This window comes from Nonomuraea sp. NPDC050536, from assembly GCF_044457685.1.
In the GTDB taxonomy this organism is placed as follows: Bacteria; Actinomycetota; Actinomycetes; order Streptosporangiales; family Streptosporangiaceae; genus Nonomuraea.
Genome location: NZ_JBITHD010000016.1, coordinates 145,473 through 167,329 on the forward strand (window position 1 = coordinate 145,473; position 21,857 = coordinate 167,329).

A 21,857-nucleotide genomic window follows, 5' to 3' on the forward strand; every position below is an offset into this window, starting at 1 on the left:
ATCGGGGGAAGCCCATGCGGGGGGCCGCGCTCGCGCTGCGACGCGGCTTCTCGCTGCCCGCGCGCCCGCCGTGGGGGTACGGCCTGCTGTGCGCGGTGGCGATCGCGTCCCCGCTCCTGCTGGGCGCGCTGACCAGGCAACCGGTCACGGGCGTCTTCGTCGCCCTCGGCGCCTATTTCACCGCTTTCGGCGACCTGTACGGCCAGCCGTACGGGACCCGGGCGAAGACGCTCGTGGTGAAGCTGGTGCTGATCGCGTTGGGATGCTGGCTGGGCCTGCTGGTGGCGCCCTGGCCGTGGGTGGGCGTTGTGGTGGTGGGCCTGGTGGCCGCTGCCGGCGGGCAGTGGCGGCTGATCGGGATGCCGCCGGTGCTGGCCACGGTCATCGGGTTCTACGCGCTTGTGCCCGCGAGTCCAGGGCCACCGCTGCAGATGGCGCTGGGCGGGCTGGTGTTCTGCGTGCTGGCGCTGGCGCTGTGGCCCTTCCGCAGGCTCGACCCGCTCAAGGACGCGCTCAACGATGCCGTCGAGGCGATGGCGGCCATGCTAGACGGCCTGGCCCTGCCCGAGGAGGAGTGGGCCGAGCGGCGCGAGCACGGCTCGAAGGCGCTGGACGCCGCCGACACGGCCTCGGCCGCCTTCCACAGCACCGATGACAAGACCCGCTCCGCCGACGCCGCGGTGCAGACCCTGGTGCGGGTCTTCCACGAGAGCGTCGCCCTGCGCGCGCTGCGGGCAGAGACGGTCGAGGATCAGGCCGAGATCGACACGGTGGTGTCCGACCTGTCGGCGGCGCTGCGCGACTCGACCAGGGTCGCCCCCGCCCTGGCGCGGACGGCGGCCCTCGCCGAGTGGATCTCCGGGCTGCGCGCCCGCCGGCGGACCGATCCCGCGTCGCTGCGCAGGATCGCGGTTCTCGGGCAGGTACGGCGGTGCCTGGACCGGATCGCGGTGGCCGTGCGCACGGTCGGGATGCTGGCCACCGACGGGGTCCGGGCGCCCGCCCGGCTGCCCCGCTTCTCGTGGAAGCTGGGCAGCGAGGAGCCGGAACACGCCAGCAGGCTGGGCATCGCGGCGGCGGTCGCGATGGCGCTGATGGTGGGGCTGCACGAGCACTACGGCAAGTGGTTCGTCTTCACCGTGATGCTGGCCCTGCGCTCGACCTACGGCGACACGGTCGACCGGGTGGTGCTGCGGGTGTCGGGCACCGTCGTCGGTGCCGCGATGGCGGCGGTGATCCTGGCGGCGGTGCCGGGGCCGTACACGATCGTGGGGACCGTGCTGGTCCTCGCCACGCTCGGGTTCGCGCTGCGGGTGGTCAGCTACGCCTACTGGTCGGTGTTCGCCACGCCGCTGGCGATGCTGCTCGCCGACTTCTCCACCCGGCTGGACTGGAAGGCCGCCGCCGTCCGGCTGGTGCTCACGGCGGCGGGCGGCGTGCTGGCACTGGTGGCCGCGCGGGTGCTGTGGCCTCGGGGCGAGAAGAGCAAGATTCCCGGGCTCATCGTGGACCTGCTGCGCGAGCACGGCATGCTGGTGCGGGCGCTGGCCGAGCGGGAGCTGGACCGGGTCCCCGAGCTGACCGAGTCGGCGGGGCAGGCGGCCGACCGGCTGGCCGACTCGCTCGACCGGCTGGAGAAGGAGCCGGGCGGCAGCGCTCCGCCGGGGCTGCGCGAGGCGGTCATCCGGGCCCGGCGGCTGCGGGACGACGCCATCCTGGTCGCGGCCGTGCTACGCGGGTCGGAGATCGGGCTGGACGCCACCGCGGCGGTGCTCGACGCGGTGGCGGACCGGCTGGCGGCGGTGGCGCAGGCCGTACAGGATGACAAGGAGCCGCCGGAGGCCGACGAGTTCGAGGCGGGGCTGTCGGAGCTGGCCGGTGAGGTGAGCTCGCTGATGGAGGAGGCGGCGGCGGGCGAGCCGACCGCGGTGCGCAGGCAGCTGCGGCACGCGGTGACAGTCCACCCGGCGCTGAAGTCGCTGAGCAAGGACGCGCTCGCCCTCGCGCAGGCGGTCACCCGATGAGCCCAGGCGTTACCTGGTGAGCTCAGGCGTTACGCGGTGAGGACGCCGTCCTCGGCGTCGGCCGCCTCGACCTCGTCTCGGGAGATGCCGAGCAGGTAGAGGATCGAGTCCAGGTAGGGCGTGTTGACGGCGGTGTCGGCGGCCTGCCGTACGACCGGCTTGGCGTTGAAGGCGATGCCGAGCCCGGCGGCCGCGATCATGTCCAGGTCGTTGGCGCCGTCGCCGATCGCCACGGTCTGGCTGATCGGCACCCCGGCCTCCAGGGCGAAGCGCTCCAGGGCGCGGGCCTTGCCGGGCCGGTCGACGATCTCGCCGAGCACCTTGCCGGTGAGCTTGCCGTCGACGACCTCGAGCAGGTTGGCCGCCGAGTAGTCGATGCCCAGCTCCTCGACGAGGGCGTCGGTGATCTGGGTGAAGCCGCCGCTGACGATGGCGAAGCGGTAGTCGAGCCGCTTGAGCGTGCGGACCAGGGTGCGGGCGCCGGGGGTGAGCACGACCTCCTGGCGCACCTGCTCGAACACCTCGGCGGGCAGGCCCTTCAGCAGCGCCACCCGGCGGCGCAGCGACTCGGCGAAGTCCAGCTCGCCGCGCATGGCCTCCTCGGTGACCCTGGCGACCTCCTCCAGGCAGCCCGCGTGAGCCGCGAGCAGCTCGATGACCTCGCCCTGGATCAGCGTGGAGTCGACGTCCATCACGATCAGCCGCTTGGCCCTGCGCGACAAACCCGTGCGCTGGACGGCCACGTCGACCTGGTGGGCGGCGGCCTCGGCCACCAGCTCGCCGCGCAGCGCGGACGGGTCGGCGCCGGAGACCGACATCTCGACGCAGGTGACCGGCCACTGCGCCAGGCGCTCGATGCGGTCGATGTTGGCGCCCGCGGCGGCGATCCGCCCAGCGATGCCCGCGATCGCGGCGGGCGACAGCGTGCTGCCGAGCACGCTGACCGACAGGCGGCCGCGGCGGCGCTGCTCCTTGGTCTGCGACCCGGTGGACAGCTCCACCTCCATGCCGAGGTCTTCTGCGACCCGTTCGACCGCGGTCCACATGGCGCCGAGCGTGCTGCCCGTGCCGGTGGACGGGCCGCCCGCGTAGGCCACGAGCACGCCCAGGGTCAGCCTGCCCCGGATGACGACCTGCTCGATGTCGGCCACGTTGACTGGGAAACCGGACAAAACGGAGAACAGGCGCGAAGTAACACCAGGTCGGTCGGGGCCGGTGAGCGTGATCAGGAGCGTGCGCTGGTCCACATCGAGCCACGGTACTGTGCCCCGTCCTATGCGCGTGCAGCCGACCCCAGGATCAGGTGGGAGTCGCCGAATTCGTGCCAGAGGTAGCCCTCTCGCAGTGCCGCCTCGTAGCCCCTGGTCAGGGCGGTTTCGCCGGCGATGGCCGACAGCATCATCAGGTGGGTGGAGCGCGGCTCGTGCAATCCGGTGATCAAACCGTCCACCACGTGGACACCCGTCTCCGGGGTGACGAGGTGGGTCGTCCATCCGGAGGCGGGACCGCCGTGCGCCACGGTTTCCAGCGCGCGGACCACGGTGGTGCCCACCGCGATCACCCGCCCGGCGTGCTCCACCTGACGCCTGGTCCAGTCGGGGACCTCGTACCACTCGGCGTAGGGCGGCTCGTCCTTCTCCGGCGAGGCGACCCCGGTGTGCAGGGTGATCGGCGCGATCCCGATGCCCCTGGCCACCAGGGCGGTCACCAGGTCCGCGGTGAAGGGTCGCCCGGCGCTCGGCATCTCGGCGCTGCCCGGCACGGTGCCGAACACCGTCTGGTACTCGGCCAGTGGCCAGTCGCGGCGCACGTAGGAGTACCGGATCGGCGCGCCGTACTTATCGAGATATTTCAGGACATCTTGGTCGAGGGACGCCTGCCACAGCCGGGGCGTCTCCCGCGCGAGGAGCCGCAGCGTGGCGCCCCCCGGCAGCGGTAGCCACTCGCCCGCCTCACCGCCGTGGTAGGGCTCGGAGGCCTTGGCCGTACGGCGGCGCAGCTCGATCAGCCACGTCCCGTCCTCCCGCGCAGTGGAGAAGTGCACGGACAGCCGGTCCAGCCGGACCGCCGCGGGAATCGTCGCGGAGTTGTTGACCACCAGCAGGTCGCCGGGCTCGAGCAGCTCCGGCAGGTCGCGGAAGCGGTGGTGCGTGGGCTCCCGCTCGCCGTCGGACATCAGCAGGCGGACCCCGTCCCTGACCGGGGGCGGCTCGTGCGCCGACAGCGCGTCCGGCAGCGCGAAGTCCAGCGTCGCGGTCATTGCAGGCTCACCCTGCCGCTCGCGGGCCGGGCCCTGACCAGGTCGTGCAGCGCCGCCGCCACCTTGGCGGGGTCGGTGGCCTGCGCGGCTTCCTCGGCTCCGACGGCGTCGGCCAGCATCCTGGTGTGCATCTCGCCCGGGTCCACCCACCAGACCGCCAGGTCGGGCTCCTCGGCCGAGAGCACGTTGGACAGCTGCTCGAGTGCCGCCTTGGTGGCGCCGTACCCGCCCCAGCCCTCGTAGGCGCCGGTCGCGGCGTCGGAGGTGATGTTCACGACGGCCCCGTGCCTGGCGCGCAGCGCGGGCAGCGTGGCCTGGATGAGCGCCAGCGGCGCGGTCACGTTGGTCTCCAGCACCACCCTGAACGCCTCGAGGGGGTATCCGGCCAGCTTCGGCAGCGGGGTCACGCCCAGGTCGCTGGCGTTGTTCACCAGCAGGTCCAGCTCGGGGACCGCCTCGGCCAGCCGTTCTATGTGCGCGGCCTCCGTCACGTCGCCAGGGATCGCCGTGGCGCCCAGCTCAGACGCGACGCGCCGCAGGTCGTCCGCCCCGCGGGCGGTGAGCACCAGGCTCCAGCCCGCACCCGCCAACGACCTCGCCAAAGCGAGACCGAGACCGCGGGAGGCGCCGGTGATGAGTGCGGTGTTCGTCATGCCTCGAAGCTACGAACGGCGGCGGAAAGGCACATCGGGCTGCGGGTCTGGGCACTTGGACCTAGGACCATAGAGTGGGTCCGTGACGCCCGACCGAGACGAGATCCTGCAGGCTGTGAGCTCGGCCGTGCTCGCCGTCACCCGCCACCTGTCGGTGCGCGAGGTGCTGCAGGTCATCGTGCGGTCGGCGCAGCGGCTGCTGGACGCCCGCTACGCCGCGCTCGGCGTGCCCGACGAGGACGGGTCCTTCGCCGAGTTCGTCGCCGAGGGCATCACCGACAAGCAGTGGGACGCCATCGGCCCGCTGCCCCGCCAGCACGGCATGCTCGCCGCGATGCTTCAGGAGGGCGTGCCCGCCCGGCTGCCCGACGTGCGCGAGGACCCGCGCTTCGGCTGGTGGCCGAAGGCGCACCCGGTGATGAAGGACTTCCTCGGTGTCCCCATCCGCGACGGCGAGCAGGTGCTCGGCATCATCTTCCTGGCCAACAAGCGCACGCCCGGCGGCTTCACTCAGGAGGACCAGGAGCTGCTCACGCTCTTCGCCGCGCACGCCTCGATCGCGCTCATCAACGCCAGGCTGTACGAGCGCGGCCGCGAGCTGGCCATGCTGGAGGAGCGCAACCGGATGGCCCGCGAGCTGCACGACGCGGTCACCCAGAAGCTGTTCTCGCTGCGCCTGACCGCCCAGGCCGCCGCGGCGATGCTGCAGAGCAGCCCGGAGAAGGCCGAGGTGGAGCTGGAGCGGGTGCAGAAGCTGGCCGGGGAGGCGCTGGCCGAGCTGCGCGCGGTGATCGTCGAGCTGCGCCCCGCCGAGCTCGACAGCCACGGGCTGGCCGAGACACTGCGCAAGCACGTGCGGATGCTCGACCGGCTGTACTCCTCGCAGGTGAACTTCGAGTTCGACGAGCTGCCGCCACTCGACCCGGAGATCGAGGTCGTGGTGCTCAGGGTGGCGCAGGAGGCGCTGCACAACGCGCTGCGCCACTCCGGCGCCTCGCGGGTGGACGTACGGCTGGCCTACGAGGGAGGCAAGCTCGCCCTCACGATCACCGACGACGGCAGCGGCTTCGAGCAGGCCGACAGCCGCGGGCTCGGATTGATCTCGATGCGCGACAGGGCGGAATCCGTGGGCGGAGCCATGACCGTCGGCTCGTCCCCCGGCGCGGGTACGACGGTCCGCGTGGAGGTGGGGGTCTGATGATCAGGATCGTGATAGCCGACGATCATCCGGTGGTACGGCAGGGCCTGCGCACTTTCCTCGACCTGCAGGACGACCTCGAGGTCGTGGGCGAGGCCGCCGACGGCGAGCAGGCCGTCGAGCTGGTCGGAGAGCTGAAGCCCGACGTGCTGCTGCTCGACCTCAAGATGCCGGTACTCGACGGGCTGGGCACGCTCGGCAGGCTGTCGGGCTCGGCCACCAGGATCGTGGTGCTCACCTCGGTGAGCGACCGTTCCGACGTGGGCCCGGCGATGCGCGCGGGCGCCTCGGGGTTCCTGTACAAGGACGTCGACCCGCCGGCGCTCGTGCAGGCCGTGCGCGCCGTGCACGGCGGCCAGGTGCTGTTGGCCCCCGAGGCGGCCGAGGCCGTGCTCGGGGGTTCAGGCGGCGCGGCTCCCAGCGTGCCGGGTCCCGCGCCGCTGACCGAACGGGAGCGTGAGGTGCTCGCCCTGATCGCGGCGGGCCGCTCCAACAGGGAGATCGCCAGGGCGCTCACCGTGGCGGAGAAGACCGTGAAGACCCACGTGTCCAACGTGCTGATGAAGCTGGGCGTACAGGACCGCACCCAGGCGGCCCTGTACGCGGTCAGGCACGGTCTGGCGTAACCGGCTCGAAGATCGCGTGGTGGGCCGCCACCAGGGCCCTGCGGACCGCGCGGTCGAGCTCGCGCAGTGCCTCGCCACTGGCGGCGATCTGGCCCGAGGTGAGGCCGCGCTCGTCCGCCGCCCGCACCACCGCGGCCAACCTGCCCGCCAGCTGCGCCACCCGGTGGGCGCGCCCCGGGTAGCCGGGTGCCAGCTCCGCGCCCGCTCTGCCCAGCCTGCCGGGCCGCTCCTGCGCGGGGCCGTCGACGCCGCTCAGCGCCTCGGTCGCCGAGCGCATCGCGGCCGACAGCTCCCGCTCGGCCTCGGCCAGCGACGGCAGGTCCTGCCGCACGGGTCCGGACTCGTGTACGGCCAGCCGTACGCCGACGTAGGACGAACCGCGCACGTCGGGCTCGGGCACGAGACCCGCGCACGCGTCCTTCAGTACGGCTATCGCGGCCTGGCCCGCGTCGACGGCCGCCGAGTTGAAGGCGGGCGGGCCGGACAGGCCCAGGGGGTCACCGGGGGCGGGAAGCGCCAGGCGGAGTTCGCTGAGGCCGGCCGTACGCAGGTCCGCCAGGTAGCGGCGCAGCGGCACGTCGCCGTCAGGACCGGCGACGACCGTCGGCCCGGTGATGGTCTCCACCTGGTCGGCCGCCTCGTCCAAACCGACCTGACCGCGCAGCCAGGCGTTGCCCCAAGCGACCAGCGCGAGGGATATGGGTGATTCAGAGGGCACCGATCCACGATAAGCGCTCGCCCTGCAATAGGTTTGTTCCCAGCGGTCGCAAGGGAGGTTCGGGGATGGGTGGTCAGGTGCTGCGGCTCCAGGACGTCGCCGTCAGGCGCGACGGGGCGGCCTTGCTCCGCGGCATCGACTGGACGGTCAACGAGGACGAGCGCTGGGTCGTCATCGGTCCCAACGGCGCGGGCAAGACCACGCTGCTGCAGGTGGCCGCCACGCTGCTGTATCCGAGCGAGGGCGAGGTCGAGGTGCTCGGCGAGCGGCTCGGCCAGGCCGACGTCTTCGACCTGCGGCCGAGGATCGGGCTGGCGAGCGCCGCGCTGGCCGAGAAGATCCCGCCGGAGGAGAAGGTCATCGACCTCGTGCTCACCGCCTCCTACGCGATCATGGGCCGGTGGACCGAGGAGTACGACTCCAACGACGTCACCAGGGCAGTCGAGCTGATCGACATGATGGGCGCGGCCCACCTGATCCGCCGTCGGTTCGGCACCCTGTCGGAGGGCGAGCGCAAGCGGGTCCAGATCGCCAGGGCGCTCATGCCCGACCCCGAGATGCTGCTGCTCGACGAGCCGGCCGCCGGCCTCGACCTGGGCGGCCGCGAGGACCTGGTGCGCCGGCTGTCGCTGCTGGCCGGCGACTACCGCTCGCCCACGCTGGTGCTCGTCACGCACCACGTCGAGGAGGTGCCGGTCGGCTTCACCCACGGGCTGCTGCTGCGGCACGGCTCGGTGGTGGCCCAGGGGCCGCTGGAGCACGTGATGACGCCCGACAACCTGTCGCGCACGTTCGGGGTGCCGCTGTCGCTGGAGCGCAACGCCGAAGGCCGTTGGTACGCCAGGGCGTACTAGATCGCTTTCGTGCTTAAACACTGATACCGACCGCTACAAGGCAAAACCAAATATCATTTCCGACGTCGGGCCCCCACGACTTCGGAGCGAAGCCATGACCACCGCGCAGCTCATCGTCGCCCTCGTCGTGGTCGCCGCGGTCGTCTTCGGGGTCGTCCGGACGGTCCGCATCATCCCGCAGGCCACCGCCGCCATCATCGAGCGCCTGGGCCGCTACCACCGCACGCTGACTCCCGGGCTCAACCTGGTCGTGCCGTTCATCGACCGGATCAAGGACATGATCGACCTGCGCGAGCAGGTGGTGTCGTTCCCGCCCCAGCCGGTGATCACCTCCGACAACCTGGTCGTCTCCATCGACACCGTGATCTACTTCCAGGTCACCAATCCCAAGGCCGCCACCTACGAGATCGCCAACTTCCTGGTCGGCGTCGAGCAGCTGACCGTGACCACGCTGCGGAACGTCGTCGGCGGCATGGACCTGGAGCGCACGCTGACCTCCCGCGAGGAGATCAACACCGAGCTGCGCGGCGTCCTCGACGAGGCGACCGGCAAGTGGGGCATCCGGGTCAACAGGGTCGAGCTCAAGGCGATCGACCCGCCCACCTCCATCCAGGACTCGATGGAGAAGCAGATGCGCGCCGACCGCGACAAGCGAGCCGCGGTGCTGACGGCCGAGGGGCAGCGGCAGGCGGCCATCCTGGCGGCCGAGGGCGAGAAGCAGGCCGCCGTCCTGCGTGCCCGTGGCGAGGCCGAGGCCGCGGTGCTGCGGGCCCAGGCAGAGGCGGAGGCGGCCGCCATGCGGGCCAAGGGGCAGGCGGACGCGATCGGGATGGTGTTCAAGGCCATCCACGAGGGCAACCCCGACCAGAGGCTGCTGGCCTACCAGTACCTCCAGATCCTGCCGGAGATCGCCAAGGGCGACGCCAACAAGATCTGGATCATCCCGTCGGAGATGGGCAAGGCCCTGGAGAACCTCGGCGGCCTGTTCTCCCCGCCGAAGGACACCGAAGAGCGGTAGCCGTACAAGATCGCGAAGGCCGCGTCCCCTAAGGTCTGGCCCATGGGTCCATGGGAGGCGGTCGCAGTTGTCGCCGCAGGTGTGCTGGCAGGCGGCATCAACGCGGTCGTCGGGTCGGGGTCTTTGATCACTTTTCCGACGCTGGTGGCGGTCGGCCTCGACCCCATCACCGCGAACGTCTCCAACAACATCGGGCTCGTCCCCGGGTCCTTCACCGGGGCGTACGGCTACCGCGCCGAGCTCGAGGGGCAGCGGGAACGGCTGCTCAGGCTGGGCGCCGCCTCGGCGCTCGGGTCGCTGATCGGCGGGATCCTGCTGCTCTACCTCAACCCGAACGTGTTCCACTTCGTCGTCCCGGTGCTGATCGGCCTGGCCTGTGTGCTCGTGATCATCCAGCCCAAGCTCAACGGCTGGCTGGCGGCACGTCGAAAGGAGCCACACCCGCACGGGGGGATCGAGCTGTGGCTGGGCGTTCTGGGCGCCGGGATCTACGGCGGGTACTTCGGCGCGGCGCAGGGCGTGCTGCTGATCGGCCTGCTCGGCAGCTTCCTCGACGAGCCGCTGCAGCGCGTCAACGCGGCCAAGAACGTGTTGTCGCTGATCGTGAACGCGGTCGCGGCCGTGCTGTTCATCCTGATCGCGCCGGTGAACTGGTGGGCGGTACTGGCCGTGGCGGTCGGCACCGCCGTGGGTGGGTTCCTGGGCGCCAAGATCGGCCGCAGGATCCCGGCGCCCCTCCTGCGCGGCGTCATCGTCCTGGTCGGCGTCGTCGCGATTATCAAACTGGTGTACGTATAAATATCAGCCTTTCTGGGTATAAATCTGGACATGAAGGGTGATCGGGTGGAGATCGTCATCGACGCGGGCGGTTCCCCGCGCACCTACGAGGTCGTCGCCACTCGCGCCGGTCGGCGCGTCGAGGTGACCACGCGACGCGGGCTAGTCGAGGTGAGCGAGGTCACGCGCAGCGGTACCTCGGTACGCACCGCGCGCTTCATGTCCAGCCGCATCCTCGCCCTGGTCGAGCACCCCGCCGACGAGAATCAGCGGAAGTCGTCCGCGTGATCCTCCGCCCACTGGCGGAACGTCAGCGCCGGCCTGCCGAGCAGGCGCTCGACGGTCGCGGTCACCTCCTCCGGTGAGGTGACGAACGCCTTCCAGGTCTCGAGCGCCGTGTCGACGAAGCCGGGATCGCCCCAGGCCGCCAGCAGATGCTCGCGGGCGACCTCGGGGGACAGGTCCTCCCAGCGCACCTGCCTGCCGACCACCTCGCCGATGGTCCGCACCTGGTCCTCCTGGCTGATCACCGCCGGCCCGCTCAGCTCGTACGCGGCGCCGCCGTGCCCGGCCGAGGTGAGGGTGTGTACGGCCACGGCCGCGATGTCCTTCTCGTGGATCAGCGCCCGCCTGGCCTGCCCGTACGGCCAGCGGACCACCCCTTCGCGGATCTGCGCGGCCCAGCCCAGCGTGTTCGCGGCGAAGCCACCTGGTCGCAGGAACGTCCAGCTCAACCCCGTCTGCCTGATCAACCCCTCCACACCCTGGTGAAAAGCGGTCCCATGGCTGGCCGACAGGTACACGATCCGCCGGGCGTGCCGGGCGATCCGCTCGATCACGGGGGCGGCGGCGCTCGCCTCGAAGCCGGGCCAGACCAGGAAGACGCTCTCCACGTCCCGCAACGCCCCGTCGATACTCCCGGGGTCGGTGAGGTCACCGCGTACGGCGTCGCCCGGCACCTTCTCGGGGTTCCGCACGAGCGCGCGGACGTCCAGACCGGCCTCGGCCAGGGTGGAAAAGACGTGCTTGCCGACATTGCCGGTCGCGCCGGTCACAAGAATCCTGCTCATGCCCCGACGCTAAAACCTCAACCAAACCTAAGGTCAACCCCGGCGGAGGGGGACCTAAGGTCAACCCAGGTGGAGGGGAACCTCAGGTCAACCCCGATGGAGGGCGAACTGCAGGTCAACCCCCGGGAGAGGGCGGACCTCAGGTCAATCCTGGGCGCACCTGGATGGTGCCGTCGCGCCGGATCCGGGTCTCGAAGCAGGGTGCGGGCGCGGTCGCGGGGCCGTGCTTGACCGAGCCGTCCACCAGCCGGAACGTGCTGCCGTGCCACGGGCACACCACGCAGGCCTCGCCGTTCTCCACGACCAGCGTCCCCTGGTGCAGCGGGCCCGCCAGGTGCGGGCAGCGGTCGGCCAGCACCGTGACTCCCTCGCCGGTCCGCAGCACGAACAGCTGGATGTAGCCCAGCCGCCTGGCCACCGGCCGCCCTTCGGGCAGGTCCTTGATCGGGCACAGGTCGTGCCAGCCCAGCGGGACGAGATGGGAGACCTGGGGCGCGTGGTTGGCGCCCGCCCCCTGCCGGTAGGCCAGGATCCCGCCCAGATAGCCGCTGACCGAGGCCGCGGCGAGCCCCGCCAGCGACAGCGCCCGTCCCCGCCCGCCGTTCAGCCGGGAGATCAGCGAGGCGGAGAACAGGGCGAGCGCGCTCAGATTTGCCAGGATGTGCACGAACCCGACACGCTGCTGCTCGCGGTGCAGGGAGGACCAGTCGGTGAGCCCGGCCGCCGCGGTGGGGGCCGCGGAGCCGATCCCGACGGCGAGCAGCAACTGGGCCGCCCGGGGATCGGCATCGGAGAAGTCGAGCACCGTCGAGGAGATCCAGCAGCCCAGGCTCACCGTGGCCAGCGGCGGGTGCAGCGGCTTCCCGGTGGGCACGCCGTGCAGGAAGTCGCGGATGCGACCCTGGGGAAGCGCCGAACGTACGGCCTTGGCCAGCACCCTGATCGGCCCATCGAACGTCTTGGATTTCTCGAGCCGGTCGGTCAGCCCGACCGGCCCCACGAAACGCCGCAAGTGGCGACGTGACGCTCGTACAGTCTCTTTCACGACAAGTCACCTACCCGGGACACTGCCGCATCACTCGGACAGGTGACCTCGGGCGACCGACAGCCGGACCAGCTCGCGGGCGTAGGCGCCGAGCGAGGGCGAGCCCTCTTCGATGATCTGAACCTTCTCCAGCACCTGACCGGCCCGCACCTTGAACTGGCTCCAGGTGCCGCCGTCGGTGTGGTGGTTGGCCAGGATCGGCGCGAACCGGTCGAGCGCCTTGGCGAAGCGGGCCTCCTGCGTCTGCCTGGCCTCGAACTCCGCCCACAGCTCCCGCAGCTCGGCGGCCTGGTCCTCGGGCAGCAGCCCGAAGATCCGCTCGGCCGCCGCCCGCTCCGCCTCCTCCTGGGCGGCCACCGCGCCCGGGTCGTAGATGAAGGTGTCGCCCGCGTCGATCTCCACCAGATCGTGCACCAGCACCATCGCGCCCACCCGCTGCAGGTCGGTCCCCGGTGGGGCGTGCTCGCCCAGGACCAAGGCCAGCATGCCCAGATACCAGGAATGCTCTGCGTCGTTCTCCCGGCGTGAGCCGTCCATCAGGAGGTTGCGGCGGATGACCCGCTTCAACTTGTCGATTTCGACGGCGAAGGCGATCTGGGTGTTCAGGCGGTCCTCTTCTGACGCGATAGTCACGCGCGACACCCTAATGTGCGGTGATCACACCGGTTGGCAAAATGCTGACCGGAACGCCGTTGAACACGGCATTGCCGGAGGGCACGTCCACCGCAGACTCATCGGTCAGAATGTTGACGCTGACCCCGGCGTGCTCGGCCGCCACGCCCTGGCTGCTGCCTGAGTGGCCCCAGCCGTGCGGCAAACTGACCACTCCCGGCATGATCGTGTCGGTCGGCTCGAGCGGCACCGTGACCTCGCCGGTGGCCGAGCGGACCACCGCGTGCCCGTCGAGCCCGAGCCTGGCCACGTCGGCCGGGTTGATCTGCAGCGTGCAGGTGTTGCTGCCGCCGACCAGCGGTGCCACGTTGTGCAGCCAGCTGTTGTTGGAGCGCAGGTGCCTGCGCCCGATCAGCACGATGTCCGGCGGCTCCTGCTCCAGCCGCTCGCGTAGCCGCTGCACGTCCTCGACGAGCTGTGGCGGCGCCAGCTCGATCACCCCCGAGGCGGTCTTGAGCACCTCGGGCAGCCGCGGCTCCAGCGCGCCCAGGTCCAGGCCGTGCGGGTTGTCCAGCAGCGCGCGCAGCGACAGCTCACCCTTGCCCGACCACTCGCCGTAGGGGCCGAGTTTGAGCATCAGGTCGAGCCTGCGTTCCGCTCCCGTCCCGCCTTCCAGGCTTTCCCGCAACTCGGATACGTCCCGGCCTTCGACCCCCGACCCGGGGGTGTCCACGGCCTTGCGCAGCATCTGGTCGATCACGAACTCGTCCAGGTCACCCTCGAGCCCGGAGGCGATCATCGCCAGCCTGGCCAGGATCTGCGCCTCCGACGGCCGGTCGTCGCCCAGCGGCAGCAGCGGCGGGGAGTAGCGGGCGTAGTTGCGCACCGCGAAGCCCAGCAGCGCGAAATCGTAGTGGCCCGCCTGCAGCATCCGCGGCGGCGGCAGGATCACGTTCGCGTGCCTGGTGGTCTCGTTGAGGTACGGGTCGACGCTCACCATGAAGTCCAGCGTCGCGAACGCCTGGTCCAGCCTGGCCCCGTGCGGCGCCGACAGCACCGGGTTGCCCGCCACGGTCATCAGGAACCTGATCTGGCCCTCGCCGCCTGTCTCGATCTCGTCCGCGAGCGTCGCCACGGGCAGCTCGCCGTTGCACTCGGGCAGGCCCCTGACACGGCTGCGCCACCTTCCCGTCGTGTACGGCCGGCGGCCCGCGCCGAACTCCGTGGCGGGCTTGGGGAACATGGCGCCGCCCGGGCGGTCCAGGTTGCCCGTCAGCACGTTCAGCACGTCGACGAGCCACTGGGCCAGCGTGCCGAACTCGGCGGTGCACGTGCCGATCCTGGCGTAGACCGCCGCCGTCCTGGCGCCTGCCAGCTCGCGGGCCAGCCGTACGATCGTCTCCGCGGGAACGCCCGTACGGCGGGCCGCCACCTCCGGCGGGAAGTGCTTGGCCGCCTCCCTGACCTCGTCGAGCCCGTTGACCTCGTGGCGGAGCTCGACCAGGTCCTCGGCAAGCAGCGTGTGGACCAGGCCGAACAGCAGGTAGGCGTCCGAGCCGGGCCGGACGAAGACGTGCTCGTCGGCCAGCGCGGCGGTCCTGGTGCGGCGCGGGTCGACCACGACCAGCTTGCCGCCGCGCGCCCTGATCGCCTTGAGCCGGCCGGGGAAGTCGGGCGCGGTGCACAGCGAGCCGTTGGACTCCAGCGGGTTCGCGCCCAGCATCAGCAGATAGTCGGTGCGGTCCAGGTCGGGCACGGGAACGGCCAGCGGGTGGCCGAACATCAGGCCGCTGGCCACGTGCTTGGGCATCTGGTCGGCGGTGCTCGCGCTGAAGATGTTGCGGGTGCCGAGCGCCTTGATCAGCGGGGTGGCGTAGAGCTGGCCTGCCATGCTGTGCGCGTTGGGGTTGCCCAGGTAGACGGCCACGCTCCTGCGGTCGGTGACCCTGCCGAGCGCCTGCCTGACCGTGTCGAAGGCCTCCTCCCAGTTCGCCTCGCGCCACAGCTCGCCCTCGCGGATCAGCGGCTTGCGCAGCCGGTCGGGGTCCTCGTCGAGCCTGCCGAGGCTGGCGCCCTTCGGGCAGATGAAGCCCCTGCTGAACGGATCGTCCCGATCGCCCCTGACGCTGGTCACATGCCCGCCCTCGTCCAGGGTGAGCGTCAGGCCGCAGACGGCCTCGCACAGGGGACAGGTCCGGTGGACGGTCGACGTCATCGCCACTCCTGAGTTCGTCAGCTGAACTCATCTTGTCCTCCGGACGCGTATTAGTGAAGCAGTGTTTTACCGCTGTACGGCGGGCGGAGAAGACCGCGATACCCGGCCTACGAAGCGCCGTGACGGCGGGTAGGCGTCCCCGACTCGCCGGAAGCGCCGGTCACGGGCCCTCAGCCGAAGTACGGCGGGCGGCCGGTGGCGGCGGCCCCGCCGTACAACAGATAGGTGATGAAGGGTGGGAAGCCCCGGAGCCCCCGCGGTCTCCGGGGCTTGCTCTGGAGCGGGCCCGCGGTCGTGGGCTGGACGCGCCCCAGGTCTCAGCCGATCTGCTTCAGCAGGACTCTGGTGCGCAGATCGGGGGGCTCCTCGATGTCGGATCTCAGCGACATCCAGGAGCGGCGGCCGTAGAGGCGGTCGAGGCCGGGCGAGGCGGCCCCGGGGGCCTCGTCCCTGCGCACGATCTCGACGATCAGCAGGTGGGCACGCCTGCGGTGGCGGTAGACATTGACGCTCCTGGCCCAGCAGGCGGCCGCGATCTCCTCGGCGTAGGCCTCGAACTCCTCGGCGCAGATGCCCGCCCTGGTGAGGATGAGCGCCTTCTCGCCGGTCGTCGTGGGCGTGATCCACAGCACCAGCGGGATGCGTCCCGCTCTGGTGTGCATCGTCGTCTCCAGGCAGGTGCGTTGCAGGCGGTGCCTGGACACCACGCACCAGAAGTGGGCCACGGCCCAGTTGCGGCCGATCCTGGTCACCGCGGGGACCGAGACCGCGCTGGTGAGCATGATGAACGGGATCCATCTGCCCTGCTGGGTCGCGGCCAGCGTGGTCACCGTGAACAGCGTCAGACCGCCGATGAGCAGCAGCTCCGTCCGTATCCGCCAGAGCCTGGCCAGCAGGGTGGTACGGCCGGCGCCAGGGAGGTCCTCGTACGCCGGATAGATCTGGTTACGTGGGTTTCTCGGCGACATTTCAGGACACCTCCTCTGGGATGCGGGGACCGATGGTGAGCTGGTCAAAGCGGGGATCGCGGTAACGGCGGGCCCCGAATCCCGCCTTCGTTACAGTCCAGCCGCGCCGGTATGCGAACTCGTCCTCTTCGGCGCAGAGTTCACGGTCGGCCCATGCGATGAGTTCCCGGATCCGGGACTTGATTCGGCTGAGTCCCTTGGTACCTTGTGAGTACATAGAAGACCCCTTTCGCGGCATTACTCGAGGTGGCTTCTTACGCCGGACCGATCCCCGGTCGCCGGCGTCGTCGCAGGGTGGCAGCCCTTTGTGCGGCGACGGGGCGCCCGATTTCGGTCCGGCTTTTTTCGTGCTCGAATGAGCGTTCAGTAGCGCGTGACGTCCTTCCGGCAAGCGGCCTCCCTGGGGTAGCTCTTCTTATCGGGAACGGCGACGCTGCCGAGGATGCGGCCTGTGCGGCCGCTCGCGATCGTGATCGGGAGAGCCGGGTTCCGTGTCATCGCGGCCTCCTCTCCCTCCAGGCCTCGATCGTCTACCTGGGTCGATGATGCTGCAATAGTCTGAGCAAGAGAAGATTTAGATTTCTTCGCACCTTGCCTGCCTGTTTGCGATGCATCTACATATGCAACTTGCACGAGAACTATCGGAGGCCTGCGAGACGAGAGAGAATCCGGGAACAGGTGGTTCTCACCGAAGGCTCGCTTGCCCGTCACGGTCTCTCCGTGGAAGCTTTGAAGCAAGCCCAAGCGGCACTGCTCGTGCAAGTTGCAGTGTAAGATTGAGCGGAACGGCCCACAATCCCGGGCTCCAAACGACCCTTTCCCGCTACACCTTCATTCCCGACGAGGAGAGTGGACGGTGCCATCAGAGCAGGGCAGCCCGACAGTTCGCAGGCTCAGGCTAGGTCTGGAACTGCGCCTCCTCCGCGAACGCAGGAAGCTCACCGGCGCCGCGGCCGCGCGATCGTTGGGCTGGTCCGCCAGCAAGATCAGCCGGATCGAGTCCGCCAAGACGATGCCGAGCGTCGACGACATCAGGGGGATGGGGAAGCTCTACAAGATCGACGACGAGAAGCTTGAAGAACTCTTCAGCCTGCTGCGGGATGCGGATCAACGAGGCTGGTGGGAAGATTACGAAGACGCTCTGCCGGGGGAATACACAAGATTCCTCGGGTTGGAGGCGGAGGCCATCCTTCATCGACACTGGGAACCCCAGGTGGTGCCGGGCCTCCTGCAGACCGAGGCGTATGCGCGGGAGGTCATCCTGGCCACTCGCGGCATCGTGCGCATCACGCACAGCGGTGTCCGCAGCAGGGTCGAGGCCCGCCTCGACCGGCAGCAGCGAGTCATCAGGCGACCCGACCCTCCCGCGTTCCAGGCGGTGGTGGAGGAGTCAGCTCTGATGCGTCGTTTCGGCGAGCCCTCGGTCATGCGCGAACAGATGGAGCATCTCATTGAGGCATCGCTGTTGCCGCAGGTGAGCGTGCGTGTGTTGCCGCTGGAATCACTCCATCCGGTCAACACCGGCGCGTTTATCCATCTGAGGTTCAAGGATTTCGACGATGTTGTATACCTGGAGCAGTTGTACAACGCTCAATTCGTCGAAGACCTCGCACTGGTGGCTGGATACGAGACAGCCTTCGACCACATCAGGTCCGAAGCGCTCGACGAGGACGAATCGCGGGTCCTCATCCAGCGCAAGGCCATGATGTGGCGTCGTTGAAGACGGATACCTAGAGGGGCAACGGTGCCCCTTCGCCCATTTGGGGAGAAAATGCACATCGACAGCACGGCGGCGGCTTGGCGCAAGAGCCGCTTCTGTAACGGATCGTCGGCCTGTGTCGAGGTCGCCGGCCTCGCGGACGGCAATGTCGCGCTCCGTGACTCCAAGCAGCAGGACGGTCCCGTCCTGGTGTTCACGCCGGACGAGTGGGCCGCCTTCGTCGCGGGTGCTCGCGAGGGCGAGTTCGACCTGGCCGCGCTGACAGCCGGGGTATGAAGAACGGCCCCGGGGTGTTGGTGGACACCGGTCAGGGCCGCTCTCGAGAAGGCTTGTGACAGCCTCTTTCATCACACTTCGGCTCGCGGTCCAAGTCGAGCGTCGAAGGGTTCTCATCCTGGCACCCGGCGCCGTGATGATCAAGATGATCCGGCGGGGTGTCTTTTCATGCGGGCGTGACCGCCCGAGCTGAAAGATTTCCACGACGCCTGCTTCATGCCACACGAAGAGTGAAATCTCCGCGACAAAGAGTTGGCATGACGTGCTGAAATGCCTTTTTATGCGAGGCTGAGTCCCTGGGCGACGCCGTGGCCGTTGTTCAACTTGAATAATTCAACTTAAGCAGTCATTCAAGTTATCTCAGGCTCGCTGGCGGACCAGGAAGATCGCGCTGATGCCGGCCAGCACCGCGAGCAGAGCCAGCGCCGACGCCGTGCTCATCGAGGCCGAGCCGACGTGCGCCGAGCTCAGCGAGATGAACAGCGTTCCCACGGTGGCCACTCCGATGACCTGGCCGAGCTGCATCACGGTCAGCAGCGCGCCGCTGGCGTCCGCCGCGTACTGCGACTCGACCTGCTGCGTCGCCATGTTCGTCACCGCGATCTGCACGCCGAGCCCCGCCCCGATGAGCGCGCTCAGGATGGCGTACGGCACGCCACCCCCCGAGGCGAGCCCCAGTCCGAAGTAGGCGGGCGCGGCCACCACGTACCCGTAGGGCACCAGCGAGCGCTGCAGCTTGGGGGGAAGCCGCGGCCACCCGAGCCCGACGACGGCGAAGGCCAGCGCGCAGGGGACCAGCATCATGCCCGAGGCCAGCGGCGTCAGGTGCAGTTCGCCCTGCAGGTGCAGCGCCGAGGTGAACAGGAACGCACCCCAGGTGGCGGGCCCGAACAGCAGCACCATCAACCCGGGCCGCATGCCGGGCGCCCGCAGCACCCTGGCGTCCACCAGCGGCCGCCCGCCCCGGGAGGTCACCCACCGCTCGACGCGGACGAAGGCCCCGAACGCCACCACGCTCAACGCCATCGAAGCCCAGCCCCACGCCGGCCAGTGCAGATCCCGCCCCAGCACCAGGGGAACGACCAGCAGCAACACCGCGGCGGACAGGCTGACAAGTCCCCACGGGTCCAACCCGGCCTTGCCGCCGCCGTGGTCGGCGGGCAGCACGCGGATCCCGGCGATCCACAGCACCACTCCGATGGGGACCAGAACCAGGAACACGATCCGCCATCCGGCGCCGAGTCCCAGCAGGATCCCGCCGAGCGCCTGCCCGACCACGATCCCGCCGCTGACCACCGCCGACCACAGGCCGAGCGCCCGCCCGCGGGCGGCGCCGGTGTAGTTGCGCTGGATCAGCGTCATCACCTGGGGCATCATCATCGCGGCCCCGGCGCCCTGCGCGAAGCGGAAGGCGACCAGCGAGCCGGTGTTCGGCGCCAGCCCGGCGCCCAAGGTGGTCAAGTTGAACAGGGCCAGTCCGATCAGGAACGCCCGGCGGTAGCCGAACAGGTCCCCGACCCTGGCTCCGGTGATCAAAAGGACGGCATAGACAATGGTGTATCCGGCCACGATCATCTGCAGCCCGGCGCCCGACGAGTGCAGGTCGGCCTCGATGGTGGGCGTGGCCACGTTGACGATGTTGACGTTGAGAATGGCCAGGAACTGCCCGACGAGGATGATCGCGAGAAGCAGTCCGCTGGACCTGGTCCTTTCCGGCTGGGTGGTCAGATCGGCGGTAACGGTCATGTCATAAAGGATGCCGCCATCCTGGTACCAGTAACGAGTGCCCAGTTATCCTGGTATTAGCACCACCTGGATGCCCTCCTTCCCCTGCCTCCATAGTGAAGGGGTGACCGTGACAGCAGACAAGCGCTCCGACCTGGCGGCCTTCCTGCGCACCCGCCGGGAACGCATCACCCCCGAGATGGTCGACCTGGCCCCCGGGCCGCGCAGGCGCACGCCCGGTCTGCGCCGCGAGGAGGTCGCGCAGCTGGCGGGGGTCGGCGTCACCTGGTACACGTGGCTGGAGCAGGGGCGCCCGATCAATGCCAGCACGCAGGTGCTCGACGCCATCGCGCGCACGTTGCGGCTGGACAACGCCGAGCGCCAGCACCTCTACCGTCTGGCGGGCCAGTCCGAGGTCCGCCCGGCGCGCGACGGCGAGCGGGTGACCACGGCGGTGCAGCAGATCCTCGACCAGCTCGACGACATGCCCGCGGTGATCTCCACCAGCCGCTACGACGTGCTGGCCTGGAACGCGGCCTACGCCGCGGTCTTCCCCGAAGTGGTGGATGCCGAGGGCGACGAGCGCAACACGATGTGGCAGACCTTCGTCCAGCCGACCTGGCGCGCCACGCTGGTCAACCGCGAGCAGGAACTGCCGCGCGCGGTGGCCGTCTTCCGCGGCGCCTACAGCCGGTACGCCTCCGACCCGTGCTGGCAGGACTTCGTGCGCAGGCTCTGCGCGGCCAGCCCGGAGTTCGCCCGGCTCTGGGCCAGACAGGACGTGGCCGATCCCGCGCCTCGGGTGAAGATCTACAAGCACGACGTGGTCGGCGAGCTGTGCTTCGCCACGACCAGCTTCAACTGGTCGGCGGCACCGGACACCCGAATGATCGTTTATAGCCCCGTGAACGACGAGACCCGGACAGCCCTCCGATGGGTGATGGACCACACCTAAACGGTCATTTCGTGGCATGCTCGTTTCCTGAATCGCAGGATCGAGTGGAAGCGGCGCCAGATGAGAGTCCCCCGTCCGCTCCCGGTGCTGGCTTCCGCCGTCGTCGCGCTCACCGGGTGCACCACGGCCAGCTCCGAGACGCCGAAGAAGGAGCAACTGGCCGCGACCTCGCCGGCGCGGAAACCCAGCCAGAAGCCCGCCCAGGAGCGCCGGCCGTACACCATCTCCTTCGGCGGTGACGTGCACTTCGAGGGGTCGCTGCGCGGGCGGCTGGGCGATCCGGCGACCGCGCTGGGGCCGATCGCGCAGGTGTTACGCAAGTCCGACCTGGCGATGGTCAACCTGGAGACCGCGATCACCGAGGGCGGCACGCCCGCGCCGGGCAAGAAGTTCACCTTCCGTGCGCCGGCCACCGCGTTCGCCGCGCTGAAGGGCGCCGGGGTGGACGTGGCGTCGATGGCCAACAACCACGGCATGGACTACATGCAGGGCGGGCTGGCCGACTCGCTGGCCGCGATCAAGCGGACGAAGTTCCCGGTGGTGGGCATCGGCAAGGACGAGGACGCCGCCTACAAGCCGTTCACCAGAACCGTCAACGGCAACCGGGTGGCGATCATCGGGGCCACCCAGGTGATGGACGCGGAGTTCGTCCAGACGTGGACAGCGGGCCCCGGCAAGCCCGGCCTCGCCTCGGCCAAGAACGAGGAGCGCCTGCTGCAGGCCGTACAGCAGGCCCGCAAGAGCGCCGACACCGTGATCGTCCACCTGCACTGGGGCACCGAGCTGCAGAAATGCCCGAACCAGGCCCAGCTCGGGCTGGCCCCCAAGCTGGTCAAGGCCGGCGCCGACGTCGTGGTCGGCGGCCACGCGCACATCCTGTTAGGCGCGGGCTACCTCGACAGCGCCTACGTCAGCTACGGCCTGGGCAACTTCGTCTTCTACAACTCCAGCCGCGGCACCACCGGCAGAACGGGCGTGCTTACACTCACCATCAAGGGTCGCAAGGTGCTCAAGGACAGCTGGACACCGGCCGAGATCCAGGGCGGCCTGCCGATCCCGCTGACCGGATCCGCCGGGACCCAGGCCGTGGCCGAGTGGCGGGCGCTGCGCCCGTGCAGCGGGCTGGCCGCCAAGCCCTGACGC

22 protein-coding genes are annotated in these 21,857 nt (G+C 69.9%); 11 read left to right on the forward strand and 11 right to left on the reverse strand.

Annotated elements, in window-relative coordinates; genetic code table 11:
- Window positions 1-14: 14 nt before the first annotated feature.
- The gene (locus tag ACIBHX_RS36610) at window positions 15-2,024 is read left to right on the forward strand and encodes an FUSC family protein (RefSeq protein WP_397072013.1); all 2,010 of its coding nucleotides are present in this window, start codon (window positions 15-17) and stop codon (window positions 2,022-2,024) included.
- Window positions 2,025-2,053: 29 nt separating this feature from the next.
- On the opposite strand, the gene serB is transcribed toward ACIBHX_RS36610, so the two are convergent.
- The 3 genes from serB to ACIBHX_RS36625 are packed head-to-tail and all read right to left on the reverse strand — an operon-like array spanning window position 2,054 to window position 4,937.
- A complete protein-coding gene (gene serB, locus ACIBHX_RS36615) occupies window positions 2,054-3,271 on the reverse strand; it encodes a phosphoserine phosphatase SerB (protein WP_397072014.1) in 1,218 nt (405 codons plus the stop codon).
- A gap of 26 nt (window positions 3,272-3,297) precedes the next feature.
- Entirely contained in the window at window positions 3,298-4,284 is a 987-nt protein-coding gene (locus ACIBHX_RS36620; RefSeq protein ID WP_397072015.1) for an S-adenosylmethionine:tRNA ribosyltransferase-isomerase, read from the reverse strand.
- The gene (locus ACIBHX_RS36625; RefSeq protein WP_397072016.1) at window positions 4,281-4,937 is read right to left on the reverse strand and encodes an SDR family NAD(P)-dependent oxidoreductase; all 657 of its coding nucleotides are present in this window, start codon (window positions 4,935-4,937) and stop codon (window positions 4,281-4,283) included. The genes ACIBHX_RS36620 and ACIBHX_RS36625 overlap by 4 nt, the downstream gene beginning before the upstream one ends.
- Before the next feature lie 82 nt (window positions 4,938-5,019).
- On the opposite strand from ACIBHX_RS36625, the gene ACIBHX_RS36630 reads away from it, so the two are divergent.
- Window positions 5,020-6,135, forward strand: a complete 1,116-nt coding sequence (locus tag ACIBHX_RS36630) for a GAF domain-containing protein (RefSeq protein ID WP_397072017.1) — start codon at window positions 5,020-5,022, stop codon at window positions 6,133-6,135.
- Window positions 6,135-6,761 (forward strand): response regulator, encoded by a 627-nt coding sequence (locus tag ACIBHX_RS36635; RefSeq protein WP_397072018.1) that lies wholly within the window; start codon window positions 6,135-6,137, stop codon window positions 6,759-6,761. Before ACIBHX_RS36630 ends, ACIBHX_RS36635 begins: the two co-directional genes overlap by 1 nt.
- Here the strand turns inward: ACIBHX_RS36635 and ACIBHX_RS36640 are convergent.
- Window positions 6,742-7,479, reverse strand: a complete 738-nt coding sequence (locus tag ACIBHX_RS36640; protein ID WP_397072019.1) for a hypothetical protein — start codon at window positions 7,477-7,479, stop codon at window positions 6,742-6,744. The genes ACIBHX_RS36635 and ACIBHX_RS36640 overlap by 20 nt on opposite strands.
- 65 nt (window positions 7,480-7,544) lie before the next feature.
- On the opposite strand from ACIBHX_RS36640, the gene ACIBHX_RS36645 reads away from it, so the two are divergent.
- The 4 genes from ACIBHX_RS36645 (at window position 7,545) to ACIBHX_RS36660 (ending at window position 10,416) form a co-directional block, all read left to right on the forward strand.
- On the forward strand, window positions 7,545-8,333 hold the full coding sequence (locus ACIBHX_RS36645) for an ABC transporter ATP-binding protein (RefSeq protein WP_397072020.1): 789 nt from the start codon (window positions 7,545-7,547) through the stop codon (window positions 8,331-8,333).
- 94 nt (window positions 8,334-8,427) lie between these two features.
- Entirely contained in the window at window positions 8,428-9,351 is a 924-nt protein-coding gene (locus tag ACIBHX_RS36650) for an SPFH domain-containing protein (RefSeq protein ID WP_397072021.1), read from the forward strand.
- A 42-nt stretch (window positions 9,352-9,393) separates the two neighbouring features.
- A complete protein-coding gene (locus tag ACIBHX_RS36655) occupies window positions 9,394-10,149 on the forward strand; it encodes a sulfite exporter TauE/SafE family protein (protein ID WP_397072022.1) in 756 nt (251 codons plus the stop codon).
- 30 nt (window positions 10,150-10,179) lie between these two features.
- Window positions 10,180-10,416, forward strand: a complete 237-nt coding sequence (locus tag ACIBHX_RS36660; RefSeq protein WP_397072023.1) for a hypothetical protein — start codon at window positions 10,180-10,182, stop codon at window positions 10,414-10,416.
- Here the strand turns inward: ACIBHX_RS36660 and ACIBHX_RS36665 are convergent.
- The 6 genes from ACIBHX_RS36665 to ACIBHX_RS36690 form a co-directional block, all read right to left on the reverse strand.
- The gene (locus tag ACIBHX_RS36665) at window positions 10,395-11,198 is read right to left on the reverse strand and encodes an NAD(P)H-binding protein (protein WP_397072024.1); all 804 of its coding nucleotides are present in this window, start codon (window positions 11,196-11,198) and stop codon (window positions 10,395-10,397) included. The genes ACIBHX_RS36660 and ACIBHX_RS36665 overlap by 22 nt on opposite strands.
- A 139-nt stretch (window positions 11,199-11,337) precedes the next feature.
- Window positions 11,338-12,210, reverse strand: coding sequence for a Rieske 2Fe-2S domain-containing protein (locus tag ACIBHX_RS36670; protein WP_397072025.1), 873 nt, complete (start codon window positions 12,208-12,210; stop codon window positions 11,338-11,340).
- 63 nt (window positions 12,211-12,273) lie between these two features.
- Window positions 12,274-12,885: an HD family hydrolase gene (locus ACIBHX_RS36675; protein ID WP_397072026.1), complete on the reverse strand. Its 612-nt coding sequence runs from the start codon at window positions 12,883-12,885 to the stop codon at window positions 12,274-12,276.
- A gap of 1 nt (window position 12,886) precedes the next feature.
- A complete protein-coding gene (locus ACIBHX_RS36680; protein WP_397072027.1) occupies window positions 12,887-15,070 on the reverse strand; it encodes a molybdopterin-dependent oxidoreductase in 2,184 nt (727 codons plus the stop codon).
- 317 nt (window positions 15,071-15,387) lie between these two features.
- Window positions 15,388-16,038, reverse strand: a complete 651-nt coding sequence (locus ACIBHX_RS36685) for a hypothetical protein (RefSeq protein ID WP_397072028.1) — start codon at window positions 16,036-16,038, stop codon at window positions 15,388-15,390.
- Window positions 16,039-16,401: 363 nt separating this feature from the next.
- A complete protein-coding gene (locus tag ACIBHX_RS36690) occupies window positions 16,402-16,536 on the reverse strand; it encodes a hypothetical protein (RefSeq protein ID WP_397072029.1) in 135 nt (44 codons plus the stop codon).
- Window positions 16,537-16,894: 358 nt separating this feature from the next.
- On the opposite strand from ACIBHX_RS36690, the gene ACIBHX_RS36695 reads away from it, so the two are divergent.
- Together ACIBHX_RS36695 and ACIBHX_RS36700 are read left to right on the forward strand one after the other, a co-directional pair.
- Window positions 16,895-17,758: a helix-turn-helix domain-containing protein gene (locus ACIBHX_RS36695; RefSeq protein ID WP_397072030.1), complete on the forward strand. Its 864-nt coding sequence runs from the start codon at window positions 16,895-16,897 to the stop codon at window positions 17,756-17,758.
- Between the two features lie 51 nt (window positions 17,759-17,809).
- Entirely contained in the window at window positions 17,810-18,034 is a 225-nt protein-coding gene (locus ACIBHX_RS36700; RefSeq protein WP_397072031.1) for a DUF397 domain-containing protein, read from the forward strand.
- 360 nt (window positions 18,035-18,394) lie between these two features.
- On the opposite strand, the gene ACIBHX_RS36705 is transcribed toward ACIBHX_RS36700, so the two are convergent.
- Entirely contained in the window at window positions 18,395-19,780 is a 1,386-nt protein-coding gene (locus ACIBHX_RS36705) for an MFS transporter (RefSeq protein WP_397072032.1), read from the reverse strand.
- 103 nt (window positions 19,781-19,883) lie between these two features.
- Here ACIBHX_RS36705 and ACIBHX_RS36710 point away from each other — a divergent pair, with 103 nt between their 5' ends.
- The gene (locus ACIBHX_RS36710) at window positions 19,884-20,714 is read left to right on the forward strand and encodes a helix-turn-helix transcriptional regulator (RefSeq protein WP_397072033.1); all 831 of its coding nucleotides are present in this window, start codon (window positions 19,884-19,886) and stop codon (window positions 20,712-20,714) included.
- 60 nt (window positions 20,715-20,774) lie between these two features.
- On the forward strand, window positions 20,775-21,854 hold the full coding sequence (locus ACIBHX_RS36715) for a CapA family protein (RefSeq protein ID WP_397072034.1): 1,080 nt from the start codon (window positions 20,775-20,777) through the stop codon (window positions 21,852-21,854).
- Window positions 21,855-21,857: the final 3 nt, after the last annotated feature.